Source organism: Lujinxingia vulgaris, from assembly GCF_007997005.1.
GTDB lineage: Bacteria > Myxococcota_A > Bradymonadia > Bradymonadales > Bradymonadaceae > Lujinxingia.
This window is the reverse complement of record NZ_VOSL01000148.1, coordinates 1-25,063: the sequence shown is the minus strand read 5'-3', so window position 1 is coordinate 25,063 and position 25,063 is coordinate 1. Positions and strand designations below refer to the sequence as shown.

The window sequence follows — 25,063 nt, the reverse complement described above, 5'->3', positions numbered from 1 at the left end:
TTTCGATGGTGGATGGAGACTCGAGCATGATGAATTCGAAGAAATGGGCCCTGGCGCTGCTGGGAGCCACCGCGTTGGGGGTGGTGCCTACTGGCGAGGCGGAGGCGCGCGATCCGCGTCAGTCTCAGTATGTGCAGAATACGCAGGCCGCCACGCTGGGTGAGGCGCTCATCTCCGACAACGGCGCCACGATCACGGCGGGCATCGATGTGTGCCGCAGGCAGCTCGGCAACGACGCGCAGGTGAAGTTCTCGTTTACGACCGACTACGCCAACGACGATCCGGTTCAGGGGGATGCCGAGCAGTTCTTTGAAGGGCCCTACATCTACGAGCTGTCGCGGGGGTCGAACGACGCGGTCGACTGTCGTGAAGAGGAGGCCCCCGACTGCCAGACGCTCGGTGAGGATGCGCTGACCCTGAGCGAGGGCGTCGCGTCGGTGGAGGTGGCGCTGAGCGATCTTCTGGGGTTCAGCAACGCGGAGCTCTGCGAGACCGAAGGCACCGATATGGAGCATTTTGTGCAGCTGCATATCCTGCCCAATACCACCACCGTGGAGGCGGAGTCCGATTATACCGAGGGGCGCGTCATCATGGACCTGATCCGCCCGGAGGCTCCGGCGCTGGATAGCGAGCCCTTCGCGACGGCCACGACGATGCGTCTTACCCTGGAGCTCTCCGAGGATGACGAAGAGGATCTCAGCTACTACGCCGTCGTGAGCGCGGAGCCCTTTGACGAGGAGCAACTCGCCGAGGTGCCTTCCAATGGCGACGGGATTGCGTTCACCGTCAACCCGGACACGGGCGAGGGGGAGGTCGCCGTGGATCTCGAAGAGGGGACGGTTGTTTATGTGGCCGTGGCGGCGCGGGATGAAGCGGGCAACTACAGCCTGCTCTCCAACGACATTGAAGTTGAGGTGATCGAGACCGACGACTTCTGGGACTACTACGTCGACGCCGGCGGTGCGGAGACCGGCGGCTACGGGTGCGCCAGCACCGGCGACAGCTCGACGAGCCTGTGGACGCTCCTTGTGGCGATGATGGTGCTGGGCGTAGGCCGACGTCGTTTCGCGCCGTAGGGCCCCTTTGTCGGGCCGGCGACAGTCCGCCTGAAGATCACGAATCGTACGACTCACACCCTGATATGTTGAAGAATTTCAAGGACTCGCTGATGAACCTCCCCAACCGAGCTCGCCGCGCTGCCGGCCCGCTCGTCAGTGCCAGTGTTGTGATGATGGCCGCCACGCTGTGGGCGGCCTCGGCCAGCGCGCAGTCGCCGGCCAATGGTTTTTTTGAGTTTAAGGGCGGCGCGTACCGCCCGATGGTCGACCAGGAGTTCGGCGAGGGGGGCGGCGGCCCCTTTGAGGCGTTCTTCGGGGGAGACTCGATGTTTCTGGGGGAGGTGCAGTACGACCACCACCTCTGGGACGGGTTTGGCAAGCTGGGCCTGGCGTTTAACGCCGGGTATGGCTCGGTGAGCGGGCGTCTGCGCTTGCCCGACGGCGCGGAAGTGGACCTGAGCGACGAGGCGCGTTTCCGGGTGATTCCGCTTCGCGCCGGGCTGGTGTACCGCTACGACTACAGCGCGTTGAACCACCGCATCCCGCTGGTGCCCAAGATCAAGGCCGGGCTCGACTACCACCTCTGGCGCGTGGTCGGGGCCGATGGCGAGACCGCGGGCACCGACGCGCAACGCGCCTCGGGGGGTAAGTTCGGCTGGCACGTGACCGCCGGGCTGAACTTCCACCTGGACTTCATCGACGAGGGCAGCGCGGCGGCCTTTGATATGACCTGGGGCATCAACAACTCCTACCTGTTTGCCGAATACACCTGGGCCAACGTCGACAACTTCGGCGGCGAGGGCATCGACCTGAGCGCGCGTCACTTCGCGTTCGGGCTGGCGTTTGAGTACTGAGTGTCAGGGCGCCCTTTAAAGGGCGCTTAAGCTCAGCGGCAGGAGCGCCCGATGGTGCGAATCAGGCTGCATATCGCGTATCGGGGGACGGCGTACCACGGCTGGCAGATCCAGCCCGAAGACCGCACGGTGGAGGGGGAGCTGACCCGGGCGGTGAAGACGGTGCTGGCCACCGACGCGCCGGTGAAGGTGCAGGGCGCAAGCCGCACCGACTCCGGGGTGCACGCCCTGGGGCAGGTGGCGCATTTTGACCACGATAGCCCCAGGCGGCTGTGGGATTTTGTGCGCGCGCTCAACGCGCTGACCGATTCCGACATCTGCGTGACCCGCGCCGAGCTTGCCGCCGAGGGGTTTCATGCGCGGCACTCCGCCCGCGGCAAGATCTACCGCTACCGGATCTGGAACCACCGCTTTGATCATCCCTTTTTAGGCGATCGGGTCTGGCAGATGGGGGGCCGGCTGGACCTGGAGCGGATGCGTCAGGCGGCGGCGCGGATGGTGGGCACCCACGACTTCGGGGGCTTTCGTACGGCGGGCTGCGACAGCCCGACGACGGTGCGAACGATGCGCCGCGTGGAGGTGATTGAGGCCGGTCCCTCGATGCTGGAGGTGGAGGTCGAGGGCACGGCTTTTCTCAAGCATATGGTGCGCATCATGGTGGGCACGCTGGTCGACATCGGCACCGGGCGCATGGCGCTGGAGCAGCTCGATGAGGTCTTTGAGACCGGTGAGCGCTGGCGGGCCGGCCAGACGGCGCCGGCCTGCGGGCTGACCCTGGAGCGGGTGTTTTACCCGGAGTATCCCTGGGAGGATCCGCAGCCGGAGCTCGGCGGGGCTTACCTCTCGGAGGTGGGTGAGGGCTGAGCGGTGTCGCCCCCGGCCTGAGCTGCGGGTTCGGCTTGAGGTGCGGGAGCCGCCGGGGAGGCGGCGTTTTGTTCGGCCATAAACGCCGCCTGCTCGTCTTTGCTCATCAGGGGGTAGCGCTGGCGCACTGGCTCCAGGTTGAGGGTGATGTTGCGCTCGTCGCGGGTCTTGTGCACGAACTCCTGGGTGAAACGCCGCGCGTTGCGCGCCATGAATTGCTCGCGGAAGGTCTCGCGTTCGGCCTCGAAGTCGGCGCGATCGGCGCGGCTGCGATCGACCATGCGGAAGACGTAGACGTCGTCGCGGGATTTGACCGGCGCATCGACCGTGGGATCGTTGAGGGAGAGGGCGGCGGTGGCCTCCACGACTTCTTCGGCCAGGCCGACACCCGGCACAATGCCCTGGCCCTGGAGGGAGAAGGGCTCGGATCGCACCGCCTCAAACCCGGCGTTCTCAAGCTCGGCGATCATCGCCTCGATCTGGGCGTCGCTCAACGCCTCGCCGGTGGGGAAGCGCTCCATGATGCCCAGGGCGGGCTCCAGGCGGCGGCGCGCCGAGTCGACGACGCCGCGGGTGCGCATCAGGTGCGAGGCGATCTCGCGCTTGAGCGGTCGGGTCAACTCCAGAGGTTCGGGGGCCATGCGCTCGAGCACCTTGTAGGCGTACTGGCCGCGCGGGCCGCTCATCTCAAAGCCGATGTCCCTGGCGTCGTCTTCGAAGATCGCCGGGTTCTCGGGTTTGATCAAAAAGGCTTCCGGGCGCAGCTCCAGGCCGAGGCCGGCGGCGATGGCCTCGGCGTCTTCGCCGGCTTCCAGGCGGCGGGCGGCCTCGCGCACCGCCTCGGGTTTGTCGCCGCCCTGGGGGCGAAGCACGGTCAGGCGAGCGGTCTCCGGGCGCATATAACGCTGGGGATTGTCGCGGTAATACGCTTCGATCTCGTCGGCCATTGCCACCACGGCCTCGTCGATCTCGCGGCTGGTGGGGGTGTTGGTGCCGCGCACCACGACCAGGGTGGCGGTGTCGTTGGCGGCCTCATAGATGGCCCAGAGGGCCTCGTCGTCGAAGCGCTCCACCAGCTGCTGATGGACCTTCTCGGCGTAGACCATGTCGTCGACGAGGTGGCGCACGTCGTCTTCGCTTAAGCCGGCCTCGTTGAGGTGGTGGCGCAGCGCGGCGCTCTGCTCGCCCTCTTCAAAGAGGGGAAGAAAGGGGGTGAGCTGCTCCTGCTCGCGCACCAGTTTGATGCGGTCTTCGGGGGTGATGCTCAACTCCCACTCTTCGGCGGCCAGGCGCATCACTTCAAAATGCAGCAGGTTGTTGACCAGGCTGGACTGGGCCTGGGGGGTGCGAAACCAGCGCTCGTCGGGCTCGGCAAAGGAGCCGTCTTCGTTTCGGGGGGCGAAGATGCGCAGGCGATCCACAGCCTTCTCCACCTCGCCCAAAGTCAGCGTGACGCCCTCGCCACGGATAACCTCGGTGGTCGGGGCGGGGCGCTCTTGAGCCTGCTCGGCGGGGGCCTCCTGGGCGGGGGAGCCGCTCTCAGGAGCGCTCTCCGGGGAGCTGTCGCAGGCCGTAAGCCCCATCAGGAGCGCGAGGGCAAGCGAGGGCAGGGTGAAGCGGGAACCAGAAGGATGTCGTCGTCGCGTGGAGCTTGCGCGCATGGGGACTCTCTGTTAGGAGGGGGCTCGCGTGAGCGGCCCTGAATATTCAGGCAACCTTTCGCGAAGTGACCTTGCCACGGTGTGCCGTGGCGCTCAACAAACGATCGGTGCGCCTGTGTTCCGAAGACTCGGAGGGACGCGCCCGCGGTGGCTGCCATAGCAGCGTCGCCCCCCATGGCTGCTCCCAGCCCGGGGGCGAAGGCTCAGGGCGGCGCCGTACTTTCAAAAGGGAGACCTGTTATGGCCAAGAAAACCCCGCTGCAGATTGTCAAAGATGAGTTCGGCTCCAAAGCGGCGCTCGCCGAAAAAGTGCTCGGCGTGCTCGACCGCCCCGAAGACGACGAAGATGCCCAGGCGTTTGAGCATGGCGTCAAGACCATGAGCAACACCAAGCTGCTTCGTCTCTGGAACGCCCACCAGCTTGTCAGCAGCAAGTTCGGCTCCAAGGCCGAGCTGGTCGACGCCATCACCAAGGCGCGCTTCAAAGGCGGCAACGAAGACTACGCCCGCAAGCTGGGCACCTTCACCCTGCCGAAGCTTCTGGATGTGGCGCGTCAGCACAACCTGATCAAGATCAGCGAGCTCTCTCGCTGAAGTAGGATGCTTTTTGCGCCCGCGTCTCGTCCTGAGGCGCGGGCGTTTTTCCCTCCGGCACGCTCTCGCGCGCCCCCCTCTGTGCGAAATCCCCCCGCAACATAGTTGTGTTTGAGCCGCCAACAGACTACACTGTTGGGGCTTTATCGTGCGCCGGGCACGACGAGCTGAGCTGCGCGCATCCGATGGAATGCGGCGGGTTTAGGCAGGGTTACTCCTTCCTCGTAGCTCAGCGTTGTCGACTTGTCCAGCGCTCTCTCAGTCCCCCCAGCGCCGGTGGAATGTGCGTCTACGCCATAGAGCCCAACGCTTGTACCCCGAACCCCTCGGGAGGCGCCAGACCCCGAGCGCTACGCCCGCGCTCATCCCGTTTGAAGATGTGACATCGGCCCGATGCGTTGGGTCTGTGCGCGTCTCGGCGGCGAATCGGCATCGTACAGGGCCCCAACCCCATCGCCTCGTTGAGCGAGGGGGTTGTCAGTTGCAGGCCCTCGCCACACAGCCTCATTGGTAAGGAGAAGTCAAGGTGACCCCGTTTAAGGTTGGAGATAAGGCCGTCTACCCCGCACAGGGGGTGGCGGAGGTGGTGGGCATCGACACCAAAGAGATCATGGGCACGAGCCAGACCTTCTACGTGTTGCGCGTGATGGACTCGGACAAGCGCATCATGATCCCGGTCAATAACGTCAAAAACGTCGGGCTGCGCAGCGTGATGACCCCCTCGGAGCTTGAGGAGGTCTACGACATCCTGCGCGAGCGCGACGTGGACTTAAACCAGCAGACCTGGAACCGGCGCTACCGCGCTTACCTGGAGAAGATCCAGACGGGCAGCCCCTACGAGATCGCCGCGGTGCTGCGCGACCTCAACCTGCTCAAGTTCCACAAGGCGCTGAGCTTTGGCGAGCGTAAGATGCTCGATAAGGCGCGCCGCCTGTTGGTGCAGGAGATGGCCGTGGCCAAAGACGCCTCCGAGGAGGCGGTGATGGAAGAGCTCGAGCACATCTTCACGGCCTGAGCATTCAGGTCATCGACCCAGGCTTAGCGCGTTTCGCCAGAGCGTCGGGTTGAGAGCGCTTTGTAAGATCAGAAAAGCCGGCGCCCCCTTTCGGGAGCGCCGGCTTTTTGTGTCTGAATGCCTGCGCTAACTTAGAGGCCACCCAGGGCCAGGCAGATGCCGATGTCGTCCTGTTCGCCGCCCGCCGGAACGCAGGGGGAGCCGTCCGCGCAGTCGTTGGCGTTGAGGCGGCAGAATTGCAGGCAGAACCCGTTGGCGTTGGGCTCAAAACTCGCCTCGGCGCAGAAGAGGGCGTCTTCTCCGCAGTAGGGCGAGGAACGATCACAGGGGTCATTGGCGGAGGCGTTGGCGTTGGGGCCCGGGTCCATGCACACACCGGTGTAGGGGCCGACCGGCGCGCAGACATCGCCGCCCTCGCAGTCGCCATAGCCTCCGAAGGGGCGGCACGAGGCGCGGCAGATGCCCTGGGCGCAGAGCCCGCCGTCGGCGCAGCTGAAGGGCTCATCTTCGTCGCATTCCTCGCCAATCTCTTCGTCATCGCTGGTGGGGACGCAGAGGCCGTAGCCCCCGTCGTGTTCGTAAGCCACGCAGGTCATGTCGTCGGTGGCGCAGCGATCGCCGCGCTCGCAGTTGGAGAGGCAGACGCCGTTGGGCTGGCCTTCTTCGATGTAGCAGTAGGTGTTGGGTGCCGGGCAGCTCGACGAGGGGACGGAGCGATCGCCGTGGCAGATGCCCAGACAGGTCAGCTCGCCATCGCCCTCGAAGTTTGTGCAGATAAAGCCGTTGGTGACCTGACCCTCGACCTCGCAGGGCTGGTCCTGGACGGTGCAGACATCGGGGTTGATGTCGATGCACTGGCACTCGCTGCAGATCTGGTCATCGCCGCAGCCGTCTTCGCAGCAGGGGGCCTGCTCGCGGGGCAGGCACTCGCCGCGGTCTTCGGCGCAGAACTCGTTGTCGGCGCAGTGGATGGGAACCCACGTCGTGGAGCCGTTGTGGGCGGGGACGCATTCCAGCGCGGTCTGCTCATCGGCGCAGCTGCGATCGCCCGTCTCGCAGGTCCCGGGGATGACGTCGGTGTCGGGTTCAAAGGTGTCCGGCTCGCCACCATCGGGCTCAAAGGTGTCGGGCTCATCGGTGTCCGGCGCATCACTGTCGGGAAGGTCGGCGTCGGGAAGGTCGGCGTCGAGTGAGCTCATCGGGCGGCAGCGGCGCTGCGTACAGACCAGCCCCTCAACACAATCCAGGTCGGAGCGGCACTCCTGGCCGGGCTGCTGCTGGCGGGCCTCAAAGTCGATCCCGCAGCCGGAGAGCGCGAGCAGAAGGAGCGAAGTGGCGAGCGGCCACAGGGTTCGGAGGCGGAAATTCATAAGGGAATCCAGAGAAGATGCGCGCGCAAATCGCGAGAGACATCGGGTCATTGAGGCGGGCACGCGGCGGTCCGAGGGTATCATTGTGGTTGTAGTACAGTGTGGGACGTGAAGCAAACCTCTGGCCGTCCGGCAGGCTCGACGGGGGAAGGGCAGCGCTCTAGTCTGGGGGCGAAACGGATGAGGCCGGTGTCGGTGGCAAGAGGCGTCCCCCTTAAGGGGTTTGCGAGGTTGAAGTGGTCTTTTTGTTTACACTCACGATCTTTCTGAGCGCGCTCCTGCTCTTTATGGTCCAGCCGATGGCCGGCAAGATGCTGCTACCCTCGCTGGGAGGCACGCCCGGGGTGTGGAACACCTGCATGATGTTCTTTCAGGCGGTGTTGCTGCTGGGGTATCTCTGGGCCCACGGCGTCTCGCGCCTGCGGGCGCTGCCGCAACTTCTCGTGCACGCGCTGCTCCTGGTGGCGGCGCTTGTGGCGCTGCCGCTGAGCATGGATCGCATGGCGCTGAGCAGCCCGCTCTTAAACTCGCACCCCAACCTCTGGTTGCTGGCGGCGCTGGGGCTGGGGGCGGGGCTTCCCTTTCTGGCGCTCTCGACAACCTCACCCTTGATTCAGGCCTGGTTTGCCCGGCTGAATCACCGACGCTCCTCCGATCCTTATTTTTTGTATGCGGCGAGTAACGGGGGGAGTCTGCTGGCGCTTTTGGGCTATCCGCTGCTGGTGGAGCCGGTCTTTGGCGTGAGCGCCCAGGCCTCGTTGTGGAGTGGCAGCTTCGGGGTGCTGGTGATGCTGCTTCTGGTCTGCGGGGTGGTCACGCTCAAGAGCTCACCGGGTTATCGGGCCGCGTCGCCTGCGCCCGAGGTGGCACCCGCGGACGTGGGGGCCCTCGACGTTGAGCCGGAGCGAGGCCGGTTGTCGGCGTGGGGCCCTGGCGAGGCTGAAGACGCGTCAGGGGCCCCGGTGGATGTGCGTCAGAAGGGGTTGTGGACGCTTTATGCCTTTGTGCCCTCCAGCCTGATGCTGGGGGTGACCACGTATATCAGCACCGATGTGGCGGCGTTTCCGCTATTGTGGGTGATCCCGCTGGCGATGTACACGGGCTCGTTCATCGTGGTGTTTTCGGCCTGGCGCCTGAACCTCTCGGGGATCGGGCGCGTGATGAGTTTGATCGGCACGGCGCTGCTTGTGGCGTGGATTATGGGGGCGACGCATCCGGCGTGGTTGCTTCTGCCGCTGCATCTTGTCTTCTTCGGGATGGCGGCGGTGATGGTGCACGGGAGGCTTGCGGCGGCACGGCCTGCGGCCGCGCACCTGACGAGCTTCTATCTCTACATGTCGATCGGGGGGCTGCTGGGCGGGGTGTTCAACTCGCTGGTGGCGCCGATGGTCTTTGATCGGGTCTGGGAGTACCCGCTGATGATCATTGTGGCGTGTGCGTTGCGTCCGCAGTCCTTTGCCGACAAGGCCGACCCGGAGCGCCGGTGGAAACAAGCCGCCCCGGTGGTGGCCACGGCGTTGATGGTGGTGAGCATGGTCACGCTGGAGCGCCTTGATGTGGCGATGAGCCAGGCCACGGCGGTGGTCTTCTTCGGGATCCCGGCGGTGGTGGCCTACAGTCAGGTGGAGCGGCCGCGCAGGCTGGGGCTGGGGTTGATGGGGGTGCTGGTGGCGTCGTCGTTTTTTGGAGGCACGCTGGGGCAGGTCGTCTTCAAGGAGCGCTCGTTTTTCGGGACGGTGCAGATGGTGGAGACGCCGCACCTTTACCAGATGATGCACGGGGGCACGGTGCACGGGCAGGCCATCAAAGATGAGGAGGGTTGCTCGCCACTGGCCTACTACCACCCCCAGGGGCCGACCGGGGCGATCTTTGAGCTCTATCAGCGCTCGGCGCTCTCGCCGCGTATCGCGGTGCTGGGGCTGGGGCTGGGGGCGCACGCCTGCTATGCGCGGCCTACCGATCAGATGACCTTTTATGAGCTCGATCCCACGGTGGTGGAGGTGGCCCGGCGTTTTGGGCCGGTGTCGCGCTCTCAGGCTAGCGCGCTGCGTTATGTGGTGGGGGATGCTCGCATTCAGCTGGAGCAGGATGAGGTGGCGCCTTACGGGATGATGATCGTCGATGCGTTTAGCTCCGACGCGATTCCGATTCACCTGCTCACCGTGGAGGCGTTTGAGATGTACCTTACGAAAGTGCAAGAGGGCGGGGTGGTGGCGGTGCACATCTCCAATCGCTACTTCGACCTGGAGCCGGTGCTGCGCGGTTTGGCCGAGGCTCACGGGCTGGAGCTGCGCCTCTGGGATGACCTGGAGTTGAGCGACGCTGAGCTCGCCAGCGGGCGGCAGAGCTCGACCTGGGCTGTGATGACGCGTGATGCGGCAAAGATCGAGGCGCTGGAGGCGATTGAGGCCCGTTGGCGGACCTCCACCGGGCCTGCGCTGGTGTGGACGGATGACCACGCCAACGTGCTCAGCGCCTGGCGGCGCTGAGCGCTTCCTTCTGCGGCCGGGCCGTTGTCTTCGCCCCGGCCATCTGCTAGAAGGCGGGGGTTGTGTACGGTGCCAGAGATCACCCTGTTGATAAGTGAGAGACGCTTGAAAAAGCCCTTTTTACAGCTGCTCGTGATCGCGCTAATCGGGGCCACCTTCCTCGGGGGTGTGGTCGGTTGTGCCGGCTCCAAAGAGGCCGAGGTCGCCGATGAGGGGCCTGCCACGCTCAGTGGGCAGCGCGCCCGCGGGGGCAATCTCTCGCGCGCCGGGCTCACCCCGGAGCTGGCCGATCTCAACGGTGATGACACCCCCGACCAGTGGGTCTTGCGCGACGCGCAGGGGCGTCTGGTGCGTGTGGAGCGCGACCTGAGCTTCAACGGGCAGGTCGACCTCTGGCAGCACTACAATGAGGCCGAAGAGGTCATCGAAGAAGAGATGGACCTGGACCTCGACGGGCGCATCGACATGGTCACCTTTTATGAGAAAGGAAAGGTGACCCGTCGGCTGCTGACGATGGGGTTTGACGGCAGTTTTCCGATCGAGAAGTTCTACGACAGCGAGGAGCGTCTGCTTCGCGTCGAGCGCGACGAAGACGGCGACGGTCGACCCAACGTCTGGGAATACTACGAGAATGGCGAGCAGGCGCGTATCGGCTGGGATACCACCGGTGATGGTCAGCCGGATACCTTCGATCAGCTCTGAGTGCCTGGCCCGATGAGAGGCCGCCCGCGCGCCAGCGGCGCGCGGATCTCCAGCAAAGAATGAGGCTGCGCCGCCTGCTGTAAAGGCGGCGCAAGCGTTGAGGCAGTATAGATGTACCGCGTCGAACAGGTGTTGGTCCCTCTGGACTTTTCAAACTTCAGCCGAAGCGCGCTCGCGCTCGCAAAATCGCTGGGCGGCGAGAGCCCGGCGCGCGTGCAGCTGGGGCATGCGCTGGAGCCGATGGCCCCCTACATGCGCCGGGTGCTCTTCCCTTATGCGGCGCTGGGCGAGGACGATCGGGCCTTTGAGGCGGAGCTTGTGGAGGAGGCCCGCGCCGAGCTGGAGCGCAGCTTTGAGATCGACGATAAGCTGCGCCGCCGGCTGGTCTCGGAGCCGGTGGTCGAGATCGGGCCGAGCCGGCAGGTCGTCAGCGAGTGGACCTCCCGCTTTGACGTGGAAGCCATCGTGATGGGGGCGTATGGCGAGAGCGGCCTGGTCTCGGAGGGGCTGGGGGCGACGGCGCGGCGCGTCTTACAGACCTCGAGTCGGCCGGTGATTCTGGTGCGCCAGCATGATCCTCGCCCGCAGCTTAAGCGCATTGTGGTGGCGCTCGACCTGGAGCCGACCAGCGCCGGGGTGTTGGAGGTTGCGCTGGGCATGGCTCTGCAACACGGCTGCGAGCTGGAGCTGCTCTTTGTGCTGCCCTCGCCACTGGCCGCCGACAGCGCCGGGCTCCTAAAGAGCCAGGTGAAGTTCGATGAGCGTCAGGCCCGCGGGCGTCTCAAAGGCAAGATTGAGGCGCTCTTTGAGCGTACGGTTGAGGCAGTGGAGGTTCCCTTCCCGCAACGGGATCAGGCCCGAAAGCTCACCGACACCACGCGGGTGGAGAGCGGGGAGCCGGCCGCCGAGATCGTGCGTCGCGCCTACGAGAGCGATGCGGATCTGGTGGTGATCGGCGCGCGCTCCAGCGCCGGCGGTGGCGGGCTGGGCACGGTGGCCGAAGCGGTGGCGCGTCGCGCCAGCTGCCACGTGATGGTGGTACCTCCGGCGGCGCAGACCACGCCGCTGACCCGGGACGACTGAGCGCCTCGGGAGGGGAGCAGGTCTCTCGAAGCTCGATGGCACACAAAAAAACCGCGCTCCGACCGGAGCGCGGTTTTTTTATGGCCGCCCGACGCTCCGGGCGGCCTTTTTTGAAGAACATCGCGGGGATGCTCCCCGCAGGCGGCTCAAGGCCGCCTGCTCGAAGCTCACATCACACGATGGACTTGAGCTTCTCGGTAAGCGCCGGGACGATCTCGAAGGCGTCGCCCACCAGGCCGAAGTCGGCGACCTGGAAGATGGGGGCGTCGGCGTCTTTGTTGATCGCCACGATGGTCTTGGAGCCCTTCATGCCGGCCAGGTGCTGGATGGCACCGCTGATGGCCACGGCGAAGTAGAGATCCGGGGCGACGACCTTACCGGTCTGGCCGATCTGCCAGTCGTTGGGGGCGTAGCCGCTGTCGACGGCCGCGCGGCTGGCGCCGACGGCACCGCCCAGGGTGTCGGCAAGGTCCATGATCATCTGGAAGTTCTCGCCAGATTTGAGGCCGCGACCACCGGCGACGACCACGGCCGCATCGGTGAGCTCGGGGCGCTCGCTCTTGACCTGATCGAAGGAGACGAACTCCGCGGTCTCAGAGGCGGCCACGCCGGCGTCAAAGGCCTCGACGGAGGCGGCGTCGCCTTCGGCCGGGGCTTCGAAGTCGGTGGTACGCACGGAGACGACCTTGACCGGGGTCACCACTTCGACGGTGGTCAGGACGTTACCGGCCCAGAGCGGACGGCGGAACTTGATGCCACCATCGTCGAAGACGGCGATGGCGTCGGAGACCATGCCGGCGTCGAGCCTGGCGGCCACGCGCGGCAGGAGGTCCTTGCCGGTGGTGCTCGACGGGGCGGCGACCACGGTGGCGCCGATGGCTTGGGCAGCTTTGACCACGGCCGGGGCGTAGGTCTCGGCCAGGTAGTTTTCGAAGACGGGGCTGTTGGCGTAGTGCACCTTGCTCACGCCGTACTTGGCGACTTCGCCGGCGACGGCGTCGACGCCGTTACCCAGCACGAGCACGTGAACCTCACCGCCGGTCAGGGCTGCGGCCTGGCTGGCAAAGGTGATGGTGGGGAGGGTCACTTTACGAAGCTTCCCGTCGAGATGTTCGGCGACAACGAGTACGTTGGCCATGGGGGTTCCTCACATGCAAAAAGGTAAAAACCAGTGGAGATCCTTGCGCGCTCACCCGGCACAGGCGGCCAGGGGAGGGGGCGTCTTAGAGGACCTTGGCCTTGTTCTTGAGGCGGTCGATGAGGGTGTCGATATCCTCAACGATTTCGCCAGCTTCGCGCTCCTCGGGGGCTTCAAAGAGCAGGACGTTGACCTTGTTGGCCGTGTCCACGCCCAGGTCGGAGGGCGAGAGGGTCTCAAGCGGCTTGCGCTTGGCCTTCATGATGCCCGGGAGGCTGGCGTAGCGCGGCTCATTGAGGCGCAGGTCGGCGGTGACGATCGCCGGCAGCTTGACGCGCTTGGTGGCGGTGCCGCCGTCGACTTCACGACCGACGGTGGCCCAGCCATCGGCGACTTCCAGGCTGTAGGCGAAGGTGGCCTGGGGGTAGTCCAGGTAGGACGCCAGGATCTGACCGGTCTGGTTGCGGTCGCTGTCGACGGCCTGCTTGCCCATCACGACGATGTCGGGGGACTCGCGGCGAATGACTTCAGCGAGCACGCGGGCGACCGCGTCGCTGTCGAGATCTTCGTCGGTCTCGACCAGGATGCCGCGGTCGGCGCCCATGGCCATCGCCGTGCGGATCTCTTTGGTGGCCGCCGAGGGGCCCACCGAGACCACCACGATCTCGCCGCCGTGCGCTTCTTTGAGCTTGATGGCTTCTTCGACGCCGTACTCGTCAAAGGAGTTCATCTTGTACTCGACGCCGTCGGTGACAACGCCGCTCTGGTCGGGCTTGATCTTGACCTTCATGTCCGGGTCGGTGACCCGCTTAACAGTCGTGAGAATCTTCACGTTCAGCCTCCTTAAAGGGGAGTAAGGGTGGTTAATCCATCGTGGGGTGTTCGCGCACAATCAGCCCGTCGATGATCATCGTCGAGATCTGTTCGGCCTCGTCCTTGACGTCGGTGGGGGCGCTGCGCGAGAGCGTGAACTGCAAGAGGACTTCATCGAGCGCGCCGAAGAGCGCGCGGCCGACGAGCCTGCTGTCCAGGTCGGTGCGGAAGATGCCCTCATTCTGGCCCTGGTCAATCAGGCTCTGAAGGATCTTCAGATAATCGGCAAACTTGGGGTTTTTATACTCTTTGACAAACTTTGCGCTCTGGCGCAGCTCGACGGTGATGAACTCGGCCAGATCGCGGTCTTCGACCGCCAGCCGGAAGTGCAGGTGCACAAAGGCTTTGATGCGCTCAATCACGCTGCCCTGGACCGCGTCGAGCTCGGTCTGCAGGCGGGCAATGATCCACTCCATGCGGTCTTCGAAGAGGGAGATGAGCAGGTCATCTTTGTTCTTGAAGTACAGGTAGATCGTGCCATCGGCGACCCCGGCCTCGCTGGCGATCTCGGAGACACGGGTGTTGTAGAAGCCTTTTTTGGCAAACGCGCGCAGCGCGCCTTCTAAGATGCGCTCGCGTTTCTCGTTGCTGCCGCGCTGCTTTTCAGAATCTGCCATAGAGACCAGATCTCGTAAGGGATGAACGGGCGTGAGCGACGCTGAATGAATGCCCATTCAGTTTTTTAGTCACGCCACAAGATGCTGTCAAGGTAGCCATCTGGAGCGGGCGCGCGGCGGATCGCCGCACGGGCCATCGTGCGTTCATTCGAGCGGGAAACGGCCGCCGCTGCCCAGGGAGTAGCTCGGCTGAAGGCAGCCGGCCAGGTCGCCGGAGGAGGTGTCCTGAAAGCCCAGCATATTCTGACCCAGGGTCAGCTCGAAGTCCGCGCGCATGGTGGCGGTGCGGTTGTCGAAGCTCTCGATGGTCACCGTGCCGCTCTGGCCGTGGTAGACGAAGCGATCGTCATCGTCGAGGGTCTCGTTCTCGCTGACATCATACCCGAGCTGCACGCAGACGGTGTCCTGGTCGACGGTGCACTCGAAGCGCTCCAGGTCGGTGCGGCCCTCACTGCCGGTGACAGCCTCAGTGGCGTCGACGACCTGCAAGACGACCGGCCCTTCGAGCGTGCGGTCGCTGAGCGCGTCGATGAGGTTCTCGGCGCTGCGGCTGTCGGCGAGGTTGAGGATCAGGTCGGCCTGTCCGCTGCCGTCAGGGAGGGGGCGCGGGCCCAGGTTGACGAGGATGCCCTCGGCGCTGATCGCGCCTTCGATGGTGGCGCGGGGAAGATCGATCCGGGTGGTGCTTTCAGCGCCCTCGATGGTGGCGCGCACATAGGCACTCAAGTCATCTTCGGCGCAGCGATCTTGCGGGGCGATCTCCACCGGGTCGTCACCGCAGGCGCCCAGCAGGGCCGGGGCGCTCAGGGCGAGGGTGGTCACGAGAAGGGCGTGGGGCAGGCGCGTGTCCATGATCAGATCGTCTCCAGAGGGCCGGGGGGCAGGGGGCGGTCCAGACGCAGGTTATCGATGAGGCGAGTTTGCCCCAGACGCGCGGCGATGGCCAGGTGTGCGGGTTTCTGGCTCAGATCGTCGTCGGGGGCGTAGGCGCGCAGGGTGTCAGGGTGGACGAGCTGCACGTATTCGGGGCGAAGATCAGCCGCCTCTGCGAGCGCGTTGTGGGCGCGCTCCAGGAGGTTGGCGGCGCGACGTTCTCCATCCTGCCAGGCGCGCTGTGCGCTGACGAGGGCGCGGGCGATGGCCGGCGCCTGGCGGCGCTCCTCCGCGCTTAAGTAGCGGTTGCGGCTGGAGAGGGCCAGCCCGTCAGGCTCGCGTACTGTGGGCACGCCGACGACCTCCACCGGAACATTGAGGTCGGCGACCATCTTGCGCACGATCGCCAGCTGCTGAAAGTCCTTCTCGCCAAAGACCGCGACATCGGGGCCGGTGAGGTTGAAGAGCTTGGTGACGATGGTGGTCACGCCCACAAAATGGTCGGGGCGGTTGGGGCCGCAGAGGGTCTGGTCGAGCTCGCTGACTTCTACGCGGGTGCTGTGATCCGGGGCGTAGATCTGCGAGGTGTCGGGCATAAAGAGCAGCTCGCAGCCGAGCTGGCGGCATTTTTCAGCGTCGCCTTCGGGGTCGCGCGGGTAGCGGTCGAGATCTTCGCCGGGGGCAAACTGGGTGGGGTTGACGAAGATGCTCACGATGAGGTGGTCGCAGCGCTGGCGCGCCTGGCGCATCAGGGCGAGGTGCCCTTCATGCAGATACCCCATGGTGGGCACCAGGGCGACGGAGCCCTTGAGCGCGCCCCGCGCGTGGCGCAGCGCGCTGATGCTGGAGATGATCTCCACGGCAGATCCTTAACAAACGATGCTCGCCGCACATCGCGCACGGTGGGGTGCGTGGTGCGGGGCGGGGGAGGGCTTAGTAGGAGTGGTCGTCGTCGGGGAAGCTGCGCTGGCGAACTTCATCGGCGTAGGCCGTGAGAGCGTCGACGATGGTGGCCTCAAGGCTTGCGAAGTGCTTGACGAAGCGAGGCCTAAAGTCGGTGTTCATGCCGAGCATGTCTTGCAGCACCAGGACCTGGCCGCTGGTGTGAGGGCCGGCGCCGATGCCGATGGTGGGGATCTCCAGGGCTTCGGTCACGCGTGCAGCCAACTCGGAGGGGACCATCTCTAAGACGATCATGAAGGCGCCGGCGTCTTGCAGGGCTTTTGCGTCGGCGAGCAGGCGGTTGGCGGCCTCCTCGTCGGTGGCCTGGAGGCGGAAGCCGCCGAAGGCGTGCACCGACTGCGGCGTAAGGCCGAGGTGTCCGCAGACGGGGATGCCGGCGCCGGTCATCCGCGCGACCATCGGGGCCAGTTCCTCGCCGCCCTCGACTTTGACCGACTGAGCCAGCCCCTCTTTGAGGAGGCGACCGGCGCTGCGCAACCCGTCGTCGGCCGAGGCCTGGTAGCTCATAAAGGGCATGTCGGCCAGGATGTGCGCGGACTGGTTTCCGCGCATCACCGCGCGGGTGTGGTAGATGATGTCGTCCAGGGTCACCGGCACGGTGGTGTCCTGGCCCTGGATGACGTTACCGAGGCTGTCGCCGATGAGGATGATGTCGATGGGCGACTTCTCCACCAGGCGGGCGAAGGTGTAGTCGTAGCAGGTGACCATCGTCAGCGGGGTCTGCTGGCGGTAGGTTTTGAGAAGATCGCGGGTGGTCTTTCGGCGGGCCATACGTCGTGCCTCATTGAACAAGCAAACGCCGCGCGAAGAGCGCGGCGACCAGGGGGCCTAACTGGCGGCCATCCTACGGTCGGGCCCTGCGGGGGTCAATGGGGCTTGAGGCTCGACTTAGAGCAGGTGAAGGCGGGCGTAGAGGCCGATGCGCGGGGTGTAGCCGATGACGCTGTGGCGCACCTGACGCTCGTTATCGACGACGTAGATGGTGGGGTAGGAGCTGACGTTGAAGCCTTTGCCCAGCGCGTCGGTCCCCAGGTAGACGGGGTAGTCGATGTCGTTCTCGGCGACGAAGGCGCGCAGCGATTCGCGGTCGCTCCAGTCCATCACCACGCTGATGACCTCGACGTCGTCGCGATCTTGAGCGTGGCGGTGCATCGCCGAGATGACGGAGGACTGCGCTTTGCAAACCCCGCACCAGGTGGCCCAGAAGTAGATCAGGGTGCGATCGGCCTGCAGTGCGTCGAGCTTGAGTTCGGAGCCGTCGGCCAGGTTGATCAGCGTGGCCGGCGGCGCCGGGGTGTTGCGCTCGATAAGGTCGCGGGTCTGGTAGCTTGTGATGCTCCAGAAGATGATGGCGAGCACAAGAAGATCGATGCCCCATCGCCCCCACCAGGTGGCTCGCAGGCGTTGCCAGCGGGTGGGTGGGGGCGATGGGGCGTCGGGTGAAGCGGGGGTGTGGCTCACGAGTTACTCACAGCGGCCCAGGACGCACTTTTTGCTGCCCGGGCAGGCAGCGTCTTCACCGCAGGGGATGACGTTGCGGTTCCAACGCAGGAAAGGAGCGACCACGCGCTGGTCGGTCTCCGGGACCTCGGGGCCGTAGAACATAAGGCTGTTGTAAGCGGTGTCCAGATCGAAGCCATCGGCGGCGCTGCGGGGGATGGAGCGCTCGAAGTTGCCGTCGAGATCGGTGACGTCGACGCTGACCGAGCTGGCGTAGGGGTTACCCACCAGACGCAGGCCGCTGGAGAGGTCGCGCGTGGCGTTGGCGATGTCGCGGAAGGTCTCGGTGACATCGGGCTGGCAGACCGATCCGGCGGCGCCGCCGGTCTGCTCGACCACGTGCTGGATGCCGTGAGCAACCGAGCCCTGCTCGGCGGTGGCGCAGGCCTGGCCGGGGATCCAGTGCAGGCCGTAGACGATCGCGCCGATGTCGGGGCGAGCCAGCCACCCGAGCCAGGGATCGAGGAAGGTCTCGAGCTCTGCCTGGGTAGAGGCACCGATGGAGTTGCCCAACCCGGAGATCATCTGCCCGACGAGCTCTTCGCGCTCATCGGTCACGGTCACGAGGATGATCTGGGCGTTGGGGCGGATCTTGTCGACGGCGCCCTGGGCGCGCGGCAGCGAGCGGTCGATGGCGGCCATGCCCATCGTCAGGGTGTACTCCACGCCGGCGGTGGAGACGTCGTTGAGGCGGTCGGCGATCGCCTGCGGGTCGCGGGTGAAGCCGCCGCCGATGAGCTTGCCGTTGTTGCCGCCGCCTCCATCGAGGGCGGGGGGATTGCAGGGGCCGCCCATGTCGGGCAAGGGGGGAAGACCGGGGATGTTGGGCGGATCGATGCCTTCATCCGGACCGGGCCAGAGGGAGCGGAAGTCGTAGCTGAGCTCCTGGTCGTCCTGGATGCCGTCGCAGTCGACGCCGGTCACCCCGATGCGCCAGTCGACGCCGGCCTCATTGAGGAGGTTGGTGAACTCTTCAGTGAAGCCGGTCAGCGCGGATTGCACCGAGCTCATGGAACCGGAGGCGTCCATCGAGATGATGATGTCGACCTCGGTGGTATCCCGCAGCGTCAGCGAGACGCACTCATCGCTCATCGTCTCGCCGGCCATCGCCAGGGCGGTGCCGCCAGCGAGGTCTTCGATGGCGAAGCGCGCGGCGTGATCGGGCTGGTCGTAGCGACCCTGGGTGGTGATGCCGCCGACGATGATGACCTGCTGATCGGAGCGCATCACCGTCTTGTAGCTGAGGTGAAGGCCGGAGTCGTCGGCCGCGGAGGCCTCGTCGAGCTCATAGACCAGGTCGGAGGCGCCGATGCCAAAGATCGAGGCCAGGATCTTGTCGCGGGCCTCGCCAGGGGTGTCGGCGGTGGGGATGCGCACGTGGTTCATCACCGAGGCGTTGTAGCCGTCGTGGGTGCGGTAGGTGCGACCGGCGCCCTCGCGTGCGGACTCATCGTAGCCGGGGATGGCCGAGATGGTGTCGCTGAGCCAGTAGGCCATGTCGGTGGCCGTGGTGAAGCCCGAGCGCGGGTTGATCGAGACGATAAAGCCCGCGTAGCCCTGGTCAGCTTCTTCGAGCACGTGGGCGTGGGGGTTGCGGTCGAAGAAGGTCAGCGGGGAGACCTCGGCGCCGCGGCCCACCGCCAGCAGGTAGTCGCCAGCGCGGTGCAGAATGAACTGCGGCGCGCTCATCGGGCCCACATCACTGCTCTCGCAGCTGTGGTAGGTGGCCGTGGCCGGATCCTGGGGCTCAAAGGGGTCGTAAGAGCCGTCGGCCGGCGGGTTCCAGGGGGCGGGCTCCTCGGAGTCGCAGTCCTGGAAGAAGGGGCAATCCGGATCGTAATCGGGATCTTCTTCATCACCCGCATCGCCTGCATCGTTGGGATCGTCGGGGTTATCGCCCTCGTCGACGCAATTGCCGTCGACGGGGTTGTAGCGTTGACCTTCGTCGCATTGACGGGCCACGCATTCACCGGTGACCGGGTTGGCGGTCATGCCCGGATCGCATTGACCTTCAACGACGTCGTCGCCGCAGGCGGCCAGGAGCAACAGGCCAGACAGGAGAAGTAGAGAGCGTTTCACCATGGGATCGTCCATTTCATAAGCCGCCGACGTGGGCGTCGATGCGGCGCGAATCAACTCGTAAGGGGCCAGATTATAGGCAGGTGAGCGCTGACTTTACAAGTTTCGGGCGGCGCGGGCTCTGTGCGTTTAACTTTGAGATGTGCACGCTTAAAACTTCGTCCATGCCGAGCTGGCGAGGGAGGGCTTATGTCAGGTTCATTGAGAGGCGGGTTGTGGGGTGGGATCGCGGTGGTATGCCTGGCGTTGATGGCGCCCGGGGTGGGAAGCGCGCAGGAGGACGAGGCGCTGCCTTCGGTCGAGGAGGTCAACGCGCATCTCGATAAGCTGTATCGCTCCGAGAGCGCTGAGTCGACGATGACGATGACGATCAAGCGCGACGAGCGTGAGCGGGAACTCAGCGTGCAGGGCTTTAGTCAGGGAGAGGAGCGGGGGCTTTTTGTGATTACCAGCCCGGCCCGGGAGGCGGGCACGGCCACGCTGCGCACCTCCGAGGGGCTCTGGAACTACGCGCCTCGGGCGGACCGCCTGATGCGGGTGCCGCCCTCGGGCATGCTCTCCGAGGATTGGATGGGCAGCCACCTCACCAACGACGACCTGGTGCGCGAGACGAGCTTTGAAGATGACTTCGAGGTCGAGCTGAGCTGGGGAGAGCGCGATGGCGAGCGGGTGCTCCAGGCGACGATGGTCCCGCGCGAGGGCGCGCCGGTGACCTACTCCAAGATCGAGTACGCCCTCGATGCCGAGGCGTGGACGCCGATCGAGGCGGTCTACTTCGATGGGGAGGAGGCCGTGCGCACGATCACCTTCAGCGACGTCAAAGAGGTCGATGGTCGGCCGATCCCGCATCAGGTGGAGGTGCGCCCGGCCGATGCCCCCGGGGAGTTTACGCGGATGGTCTACGAGGAGCTGAAGTTCGATGTGCCCATCGACGATTCGATCTTCAGCCAGCAGGGGATGCGCCGTCAGGCGCGGCAGTACCGGGACCGGAGTTGAGCCAGGGCCGGGGCGACCCGGCGGAAGGCAAGAAGCGCAAAGAGGCATCCGCGATGTCGCGGATGCCTCTCTGGTGCGTTGCGCTGATGTGGTTCTAGGTGTTTGTAATTATTGAGGATTCTGGCTCTTTTTGGCCAGGGCGCGCGCGGCGATCTTCGCCTGGCGAGCGTCGTCGCCAGCGGCGATGCGCTCCAGGCGCTCGGTGATCTGAGGGCCGTGGCCGTAGGCCAGGGCGCGGACCGCGTCGGCGCGCACCGAGGCGTCTTCATCGCTTAAGCGGGCGTCGATCGCGGCGAGCACCTCGGCGTCGCCGCCTTCGAGGTAACCTGCGCCCAGGACGAGCAGCGCCATGCCGCGCAGGTCGTCATCGGCGGCCTCGGTCAGCGTGATCAGCGCCTGGCGCACCTCGGGGGAGTTGAAGTTCGAGAGCATGGAGGTGGCGCGCCAGCGCCGAAAGACAGTCGCCTCGGCGTCGGTGGCGACCTCCAGCAGGCGCGCCTCGGCGTCGGGGAAGCGCTCAAGCACCTCGGCGTTGGGGAGCGCGTCGATGGTGTTGAGGAAGTCGTCAAAATTGGCGTCGGCTTCCAGCGCGTGGTTGTGCTGGGCGATGACCGGGGAGGCCGCGCCCATCACGAGCGCCAGAGCCAGTAGAATCGATGTGAACATGCTGCGCATAAAGTTCTCCAGATCGTGCAGAAAGCGTGCGAGTTGCGGCCGCCTCAGTTTTTCACCCAGGGGTTGTTGCGGATGACGATGCCCTGCCACTCCGAGAGGATGTCGCCACCGCCGGTGGCGTGCATCAGGTAGCTCTCGTCATTTTGCGGGGTGTCCGGCAGGGGATCGTGCATCTGAGGGCCGCCGAAGAGGTTCTGCTCGGAGGTGTGGAAGAGCCCCATATAATGCCCCAGCTCGTGGGCGAAGATGTGGGAGACGGGCGGGCCGCCGGGGATCTGGTGGCTCATCACGGCCACGCCGCTGGCGACGGTGCCTTTGACGTGCACCGGGCCGGGGATGCCGCCGGAGATGCCCAGGACGCCGCCGCCTTCGCTGCCGCCATCAAAGATGCTGCGCAGACGATCGACAAAGAAGATGCTCGGGCCGTCGAGGGGGGCGCGCGCCGAGTTGGTCAGTAGCTCGGCGAAGTCGCCGGTGCCGCTCATGATGTCTGCGATGTCCTGGTACTCTTCGTCGACATCGAGGTAGGCGACCTCGCCAATCTCGATGCCCACCTGGGCGTAGATCTCACCGAGTTCTTCGAGGACCTGCTGGAACTCGGGGTCGGTCGGGGCGCTCTCGGCGGTCCAGCCGTCGGAGCCGCTGAAGAAGAGGTTGAGATCGAGGGTGCCGGTCTCGGGCACCTCATCGCCGACGACGCGGGCGTGGATGGTGACCTTGACGCTGCCGTCGCGAGGCTGCGGGGCGGCCAGAGGGCTGCTGGAGTAGCGGCCTTCGACCGAGAGGATGTGGCGTCCCGGCTCCACGCGGCTGGCCGGGTTGTTGGGGGCGAGCGCGGCGAAGGCGCCGATGCGCGCGTAGATGCGGTTGTTGCAGTTGTTCGAGCAGAGCCCCTGGCCCTGGGTGTTCCAGCCCGGGCGCACGATCTCAAAGCCGTCCGGCCCCTGCCAGCCATTGAGGGCGTAGGTGAGGCGGTCGCTGCCTTCGATGGTCACCGCCAGCGAGAGGATGTTGTCGGGGACCGAGAGGCAGAGCTCTTCACTGAAGCCTTCGGGGTGCTCCACCTCAAAGCGGTCGACGAGCTTGACCGTGGCGACTTCTCCCGGGGGAACCTGGGAGAGCGCGTCGCGGTCCACCGGAAGCGCGGTGTAGCCCTCACAAAAGTCGGGCAGAGGGTCGGGCTCTTCCACCACGAAGATCGGCTCTTCGGTGGGGGTGGTGTTGTCGCAGGCCAGAAGAAGCGTCGAGCACAGTCCGGCCAGAAGCAGCCGGGTCGTACGGGGGAATGAGGCGCAGTGAACCATGAAAAAACCGAAGGCATGAAGATCTGTGGAAGCCTGCACTCGCCGGCCAGAGCCCTCCTCAAAAAGGAGGGATGGTCGCGCGGGCGAAGCCGGGGACACATCGATCAGCAGGTCTGAAGCTGACGGCAGCGGAGCATAGTGACCGCTCCCCGGAGGGTCAAGCTGGCGGGTCCGGGCCCGGAGGAGGCCGCGCTCGGGCGAGTTCGGACAACGATGTCAGGGGTGTGGTGGGTGGTCCCCGCCTTCGATGGGGAGACGGGCCATATTGGCGGGGGCGATCCGGGCGATGTTGCGTTAAAGTCGGGGTGCACGCGAGCTGGCACGGCTGCTGCAAAGCAACTTATGCGTCGCGCGCTGCATTGAGGCGTGGACCGGTCGTGTACGGCGAAGGACCGATTCAGCTGCCGGATGTCCGCGGCGCCGCGTCGACGCGCAGCGTCGTAACTTTACTTTGCAACTTCAACATGCAAAATCACACCTTAGCCTTCCCGGACTGCGTGACGTGACGTCACGTGGCCACTCGACGCCTGCCGGAGCCCCCCGGTTTACGATCCTGGCGCAGCCCCCGAGACACGATCTGATGACCCAACCTCCCGAGACCGAGAGCCCCTCCCTGGTAGGGACGCTCATTGAGGGTAAGTACCTGCTGGAGCGCGAGCTGGGCGCCGGCGGCATGGGGGCGGTGTATCTGGCGCGCCATAAGACGATCGAGCGGGAGGTGGCGATTAAGTTGTTGCACCGCTCGCTGGCCTCGGACGCCTCGATTCGGCGTCGCTTTGAGACCGAGGCCCGCGCGATCGCCCGGCTGAGTCACCCCGGCTGCGTGATGCTCTATGAGTTTGGTCTGGAGCCGGAGTTGGAGGCGCTCTACGCGGTCTTTGAGTATGTGAAGGGGCGCTCGCTGGAGAAGTGGGCCGGGCAGAAGCTGGCGATCGACGATGTGCTCGATCTGGGGCGGCAGGTGGTCGCGGCGATTGAGCACGCGCACAGCCAGAAGATCATCCATCGCGACTTAAAGCCCGACAACATCATGGTGACCATCGCCGACAGCGGGAAGCTGGAGGTGAAGGTGCTCGACTTCGGGATCGCGCGCATCGCCGAAGATGATGATGAGACCCAGGACCAGAGCCGCCTGACGAAGATGGGGCAGATGTTTGGCACGCCGCCTTATATGAGCCCGGAGCAGATTCGGGCGCGGCTGAACATCACCTTTGCGACCGATATCTACTCGATCGGCGTGATCCTCTACGAGCTTATCGAGGGGCGACTTCCCTTTTTGGCGGACTCACCGATTGAGACGGTGATGTTGCACCTCAATGAGGAGGTGCCGCCGATGGTGCGCAGCGATCTTCCCGAGGAGCTGCGTCAGATCGTGATGCGCTGTTTGCAAAAAGATCCCGAGGATCGTTTCGGGAGCTGCACCGAGCTGCGCGAAGCGCTCGACCGGGTGGTGGTGGAGACTGGCGAGGTCACGGCGCTGACCGATCTGGGCGGGGTGGCCGACCTTCGGGGCGGCGCGCCTTTGATGGGTGGCGAGCCTGGCGGGGAGCCGACCGAGCCGGAGGCGCCGAGTTCGCCGGACTCCGACCCGATGGTGGGGGCTCGCTCCACCGATCTGGCGTTTGGCAACGCGCCCACCCTCGGGGCTTCGCCGGAGAGCTGGCAGGGCACCTCGTCGGACGACGTCGGGATCGCCGTGCAGGTCGGGGCGAGCGCTGGCGTGCAGCGCGGAGATGCGCAGGCTCTGGCGGCGTTTTCGGATGCGCAGACCATGCCTCCTGCCGACATCGGCGTCTCGCCAGCTGGTGAGGCCGCGGATGCGCCGACGACCTGCCAGCAACCCGGGCGCGCCTATCAGGCGACCGAGGAGAGCGCGCCGCCGCGTCAGGCCCCCGAGACCTGGGAGGAGATCGCCAACCCCACCCAGCGTAAGACCCTGGTGCTCTTGATGATCGCCATCGGGGTGGCCGTTGTGGTGCTGGCCGTCGTGGTCTTCGGGATGGGTGGAGAGCCCGAGGAGGGCGCGGTTGCCACGGCAGCGGGCGGGGTTGACGCGCCCGTTGAGGCGCAAGGCGCGGAGGCGCTGACCGATGGTGAGCCCGGCAGCAGTGAGGCTGGTGAAGGCGCTGAGACCCGCGCCGCGCAAGGTGATGAGGCGTCTGGGTCGAGCGATGCTCCGGCTGCAAACTCGCCGCGCAAGGTGATGGTCGAGGACGCTGAGAACGAGCGAGGTGCGGCGCTGCAGGAGGGCGCGGCGGGCGATGAAGGGGCGGGCGCCGGCGAGGGCTCGGAGCGCGGCGTGGGCGCTGGCGAGGAGGTGGCCGGCGCGCGTGACGCCGCAGAGGATCCGGCCGA

22 protein-coding genes are annotated in these 25,063 nt (G+C 65.7%); 10 read left to right on the top strand and 12 right to left on the bottom strand.

Annotated features, from left to right (window positions below):
* Positions 1-26 precede the first annotated feature (26 nt).
* The 3 genes from FRC96_RS21170 (at position 27) to truA (ending at position 2,776) form a co-directional block, all read left to right on the top strand.
* Positions 27-1,076 (top strand): MYXO-CTERM sorting domain-containing protein, encoded by a 1,050-nt coding sequence (locus tag FRC96_RS21170; RefSeq protein ID WP_230470549.1) that lies wholly within the window; start codon positions 27-29, stop codon positions 1,074-1,076.
* Positions 1,077-1,168: 92 nt separating this feature from the next.
* The gene (locus FRC96_RS21165) at positions 1,169-1,912 is read left to right on the top strand and encodes an MXAN_2562 family outer membrane beta-barrel protein (RefSeq protein WP_146977545.1); all 744 of its coding nucleotides are present in this window, start codon (positions 1,169-1,171) and stop codon (positions 1,910-1,912) included.
* A 51-nt stretch (positions 1,913-1,963) separates the two neighbouring features.
* Positions 1,964-2,776, top strand: coding sequence for a tRNA pseudouridine(38-40) synthase TruA (gene truA, locus FRC96_RS21160; protein ID WP_146977544.1), 813 nt, complete (start codon positions 1,964-1,966; stop codon positions 2,774-2,776).
* Here the strand turns inward: truA and FRC96_RS21155 are convergent.
* Positions 2,749-4,437, bottom strand: coding sequence for a peptidylprolyl isomerase (locus FRC96_RS21155; RefSeq protein ID WP_146977543.1), 1,689 nt, complete (start codon positions 4,435-4,437; stop codon positions 2,749-2,751). The genes truA and FRC96_RS21155 overlap by 28 nt on opposite strands.
* Before the next feature lie 240 nt (positions 4,438-4,677).
* Here FRC96_RS21155 and FRC96_RS21150 point away from each other — a divergent pair, with 240 nt between their 5' ends.
* Both FRC96_RS21150 and FRC96_RS21145 read left to right on the top strand, forming a co-directional pair.
* Positions 4,678-5,031: a hypothetical protein gene (locus FRC96_RS21150; RefSeq protein ID WP_146977542.1), complete on the top strand. Its 354-nt coding sequence runs from the start codon at positions 4,678-4,680 to the stop codon at positions 5,029-5,031.
* A gap of 526 nt (positions 5,032-5,557) precedes the next feature.
* A complete protein-coding gene (locus FRC96_RS21145; RefSeq protein WP_115605066.1) occupies positions 5,558-6,046 on the top strand; it encodes a CarD family transcriptional regulator in 489 nt (162 codons plus the stop codon).
* A gap of 131 nt (positions 6,047-6,177) precedes the next feature.
* Here the strand turns inward: FRC96_RS21145 and FRC96_RS21140 are convergent, their stop codons facing one another.
* Complete coding sequence (locus FRC96_RS21140; RefSeq protein WP_146977541.1) at positions 6,178-7,416, bottom strand: hypothetical protein; 1,239 nt, start codon at positions 7,414-7,416, stop codon at positions 6,178-6,180.
* A gap of 245 nt (positions 7,417-7,661) precedes the next feature.
* On the opposite strand from FRC96_RS21140, the gene FRC96_RS21135 reads away from it, so the two are divergent.
* From FRC96_RS21135 to FRC96_RS21125, 3 genes are all read left to right on the top strand, one after another.
* Positions 7,662-9,905, top strand: a complete 2,244-nt coding sequence (locus FRC96_RS21135) for a spermidine synthase (RefSeq protein WP_146977540.1) — start codon at positions 7,662-7,664, stop codon at positions 9,903-9,905.
* 105 nt (positions 9,906-10,010) lie between these two features.
* Complete coding sequence (locus FRC96_RS21130; protein ID WP_146977539.1) at positions 10,011-10,607, top strand: hypothetical protein; 597 nt, start codon at positions 10,011-10,013, stop codon at positions 10,605-10,607.
* A 111-nt stretch (positions 10,608-10,718) separates the two neighbouring features.
* On the top strand, positions 10,719-11,690 hold the full coding sequence (locus FRC96_RS21125) for a universal stress protein (RefSeq protein ID WP_146977538.1): 972 nt from the start codon (positions 10,719-10,721) through the stop codon (positions 11,688-11,690).
* 172 nt (positions 11,691-11,862) lie between these two features.
* On the opposite strand, the gene FRC96_RS21120 is transcribed toward FRC96_RS21125, so the two are convergent.
* From FRC96_RS21120 to FRC96_RS21085, 8 genes are all read right to left on the bottom strand, one after another.
* Positions 11,863-12,828 carry an electron transfer flavoprotein subunit alpha/FixB family protein gene (locus FRC96_RS21120; RefSeq protein WP_146977537.1) on the bottom strand — a complete coding sequence of 322 codons (966 nt, stop codon included), beginning with the start codon at positions 12,826-12,828 and terminating at the stop codon, positions 11,863-11,865.
* Between the two features lie 85 nt (positions 12,829-12,913).
* Complete coding sequence (locus tag FRC96_RS21115) at positions 12,914-13,660, bottom strand: electron transfer flavoprotein subunit beta/FixA family protein (protein ID WP_146977536.1); 747 nt, start codon at positions 13,658-13,660, stop codon at positions 12,914-12,916.
* 31 nt (positions 13,661-13,691) lie between these two features.
* Positions 13,692-14,318 (bottom strand): TetR/AcrR family transcriptional regulator, encoded by a 627-nt coding sequence (locus FRC96_RS21110; RefSeq protein ID WP_230470548.1) that lies wholly within the window; start codon positions 14,316-14,318, stop codon positions 13,692-13,694.
* 144 nt (positions 14,319-14,462) lie between these two features.
* Positions 14,463-15,170 (bottom strand): hypothetical protein, encoded by a 708-nt coding sequence (locus FRC96_RS21105; protein WP_146977534.1) that lies wholly within the window; start codon positions 15,168-15,170, stop codon positions 14,463-14,465.
* A gap of 2 nt (positions 15,171-15,172) precedes the next feature.
* Positions 15,173-16,051, bottom strand: coding sequence for a pantoate--beta-alanine ligase (gene panC / locus FRC96_RS21100; RefSeq protein WP_146977533.1), 879 nt, complete (start codon positions 16,049-16,051; stop codon positions 15,173-15,175).
* Between the two features lie 73 nt (positions 16,052-16,124).
* Positions 16,125-16,925, bottom strand: coding sequence for a 3-methyl-2-oxobutanoate hydroxymethyltransferase (gene panB, locus FRC96_RS21095; protein ID WP_146977532.1), 801 nt, complete (start codon positions 16,923-16,925; stop codon positions 16,125-16,127).
* Between the two features lie 117 nt (positions 16,926-17,042).
* Positions 17,043-17,615, bottom strand: coding sequence for a TlpA family protein disulfide reductase (locus tag FRC96_RS21090; RefSeq protein WP_146977531.1), 573 nt, complete (start codon positions 17,613-17,615; stop codon positions 17,043-17,045).
* Positions 17,616-17,618: 3 nt separating this feature from the next.
* Positions 17,619-19,736, bottom strand: a complete 2,118-nt coding sequence (locus FRC96_RS21085) for a hypothetical protein (RefSeq protein WP_146977530.1) — start codon at positions 19,734-19,736, stop codon at positions 17,619-17,621.
* A gap of 186 nt (positions 19,737-19,922) precedes the next feature.
* Here FRC96_RS21085 and FRC96_RS21080 point away from each other — a divergent pair, with 186 nt between their 5' ends.
* Positions 19,923-20,729 (top strand): outer membrane lipoprotein-sorting protein, encoded by an 807-nt coding sequence (locus tag FRC96_RS21080; protein ID WP_146977529.1) that lies wholly within the window; start codon positions 19,923-19,925, stop codon positions 20,727-20,729.
* A 108-nt stretch (positions 20,730-20,837) separates the two neighbouring features.
* On the opposite strand, the gene FRC96_RS21075 is transcribed toward FRC96_RS21080, so the two are convergent.
* Together FRC96_RS21075 and FRC96_RS21070 are read right to left on the bottom strand one after the other, a co-directional pair.
* Positions 20,838-21,404, bottom strand: a complete 567-nt coding sequence (locus tag FRC96_RS21075; protein WP_146977528.1) for a HEAT repeat domain-containing protein — start codon at positions 21,402-21,404, stop codon at positions 20,838-20,840.
* 44 nt (positions 21,405-21,448) lie between these two features.
* A complete protein-coding gene (locus FRC96_RS21070) occupies positions 21,449-22,708 on the bottom strand; it encodes a hypothetical protein (RefSeq protein WP_146977527.1) in 1,260 nt (419 codons plus the stop codon).
* Between the two features lie 580 nt (positions 22,709-23,288).
* On the opposite strand from FRC96_RS21070, the gene FRC96_RS21065 reads away from it, so the two are divergent.
* On the top strand, positions 23,289-25,063 hold a 1,775-nt coding region (locus tag FRC96_RS21065; RefSeq protein WP_146977526.1), incomplete at its 3' end, for a serine/threonine-protein kinase.

Bases quoted from the DNA above. Each gene is read 5' to 3' on its own strand.
- FRC96_RS21075 (WP_146977528.1), bottom strand. From the start codon at position 21,404: ATGCGCAGCATGTTCACATCGATTCTACTGGCTCTGGCGCTCGTGATG.
- FRC96_RS21140 (WP_146977541.1), bottom strand. From the start codon at position 7,416: ATGAATTTCCGCCTCCGAACCCTGTGGCCGCTCGCCACTTCGCTCCTT.
- FRC96_RS21120 (WP_146977537.1), bottom strand. From the start codon at position 12,828: ATGGCCAACGTACTCGTTGTCGCCGAACATCTCGACGGGAAGCTTCGT.
- truA (WP_146977544.1), top strand. From the start codon at position 1,964: ATGGTGCGAATCAGGCTGCATATCGCGTATCGGGGGACGGCGTACCAC.
- FRC96_RS21070 (WP_146977527.1), bottom strand. From the start codon at position 22,708: ATGGTTCACTGCGCCTCATTCCCCCGTACGACCCGGCTGCTTCTGGCC.
- FRC96_RS21110 (WP_230470548.1), bottom strand. From the start codon at position 14,318: ATGGCAGATTCTGAAAAGCAGCGCGGCAGCAACGAGAAACGCGAGCGC.
- FRC96_RS21080 (WP_146977529.1), top strand. From the start codon at position 19,923: ATGTCAGGTTCATTGAGAGGCGGGTTGTGGGGTGGGATCGCGGTGGTA.
- panB (WP_146977532.1), bottom strand. From the start codon at position 16,925: ATGGCCCGCCGAAAGACCACCCGCGATCTTCTCAAAACCTACCGCCAG.
- FRC96_RS21125 (WP_146977538.1), top strand. From the start codon at position 10,719: ATGTACCGCGTCGAACAGGTGTTGGTCCCTCTGGACTTTTCAAACTTC.
- FRC96_RS21150 (WP_146977542.1), top strand. From the start codon at position 4,678: ATGGCCAAGAAAACCCCGCTGCAGATTGTCAAAGATGAGTTCGGCTCC.
- FRC96_RS21105 (WP_146977534.1), bottom strand. From the start codon at position 15,170: ATGGACACGCGCCTGCCCCACGCCCTTCTCGTGACCACCCTCGCCCTG.
- FRC96_RS21155 (WP_146977543.1), bottom strand. From the start codon at position 4,437: ATGCGCGCAAGCTCCACGCGACGACGACATCCTTCTGGTTCCCGCTTC.
- FRC96_RS21170 (WP_230470549.1), top strand. From the start codon at position 27: ATGATGAATTCGAAGAAATGGGCCCTGGCGCTGCTGGGAGCCACCGCG.
- FRC96_RS21085 (WP_146977530.1), bottom strand. From the start codon at position 19,736: ATGGTGAAACGCTCTCTACTTCTCCTGTCTGGCCTGTTGCTCCTGGCC.
- FRC96_RS21165 (WP_146977545.1), top strand. From the start codon at position 1,169: ATGAACCTCCCCAACCGAGCTCGCCGCGCTGCCGGCCCGCTCGTCAGT.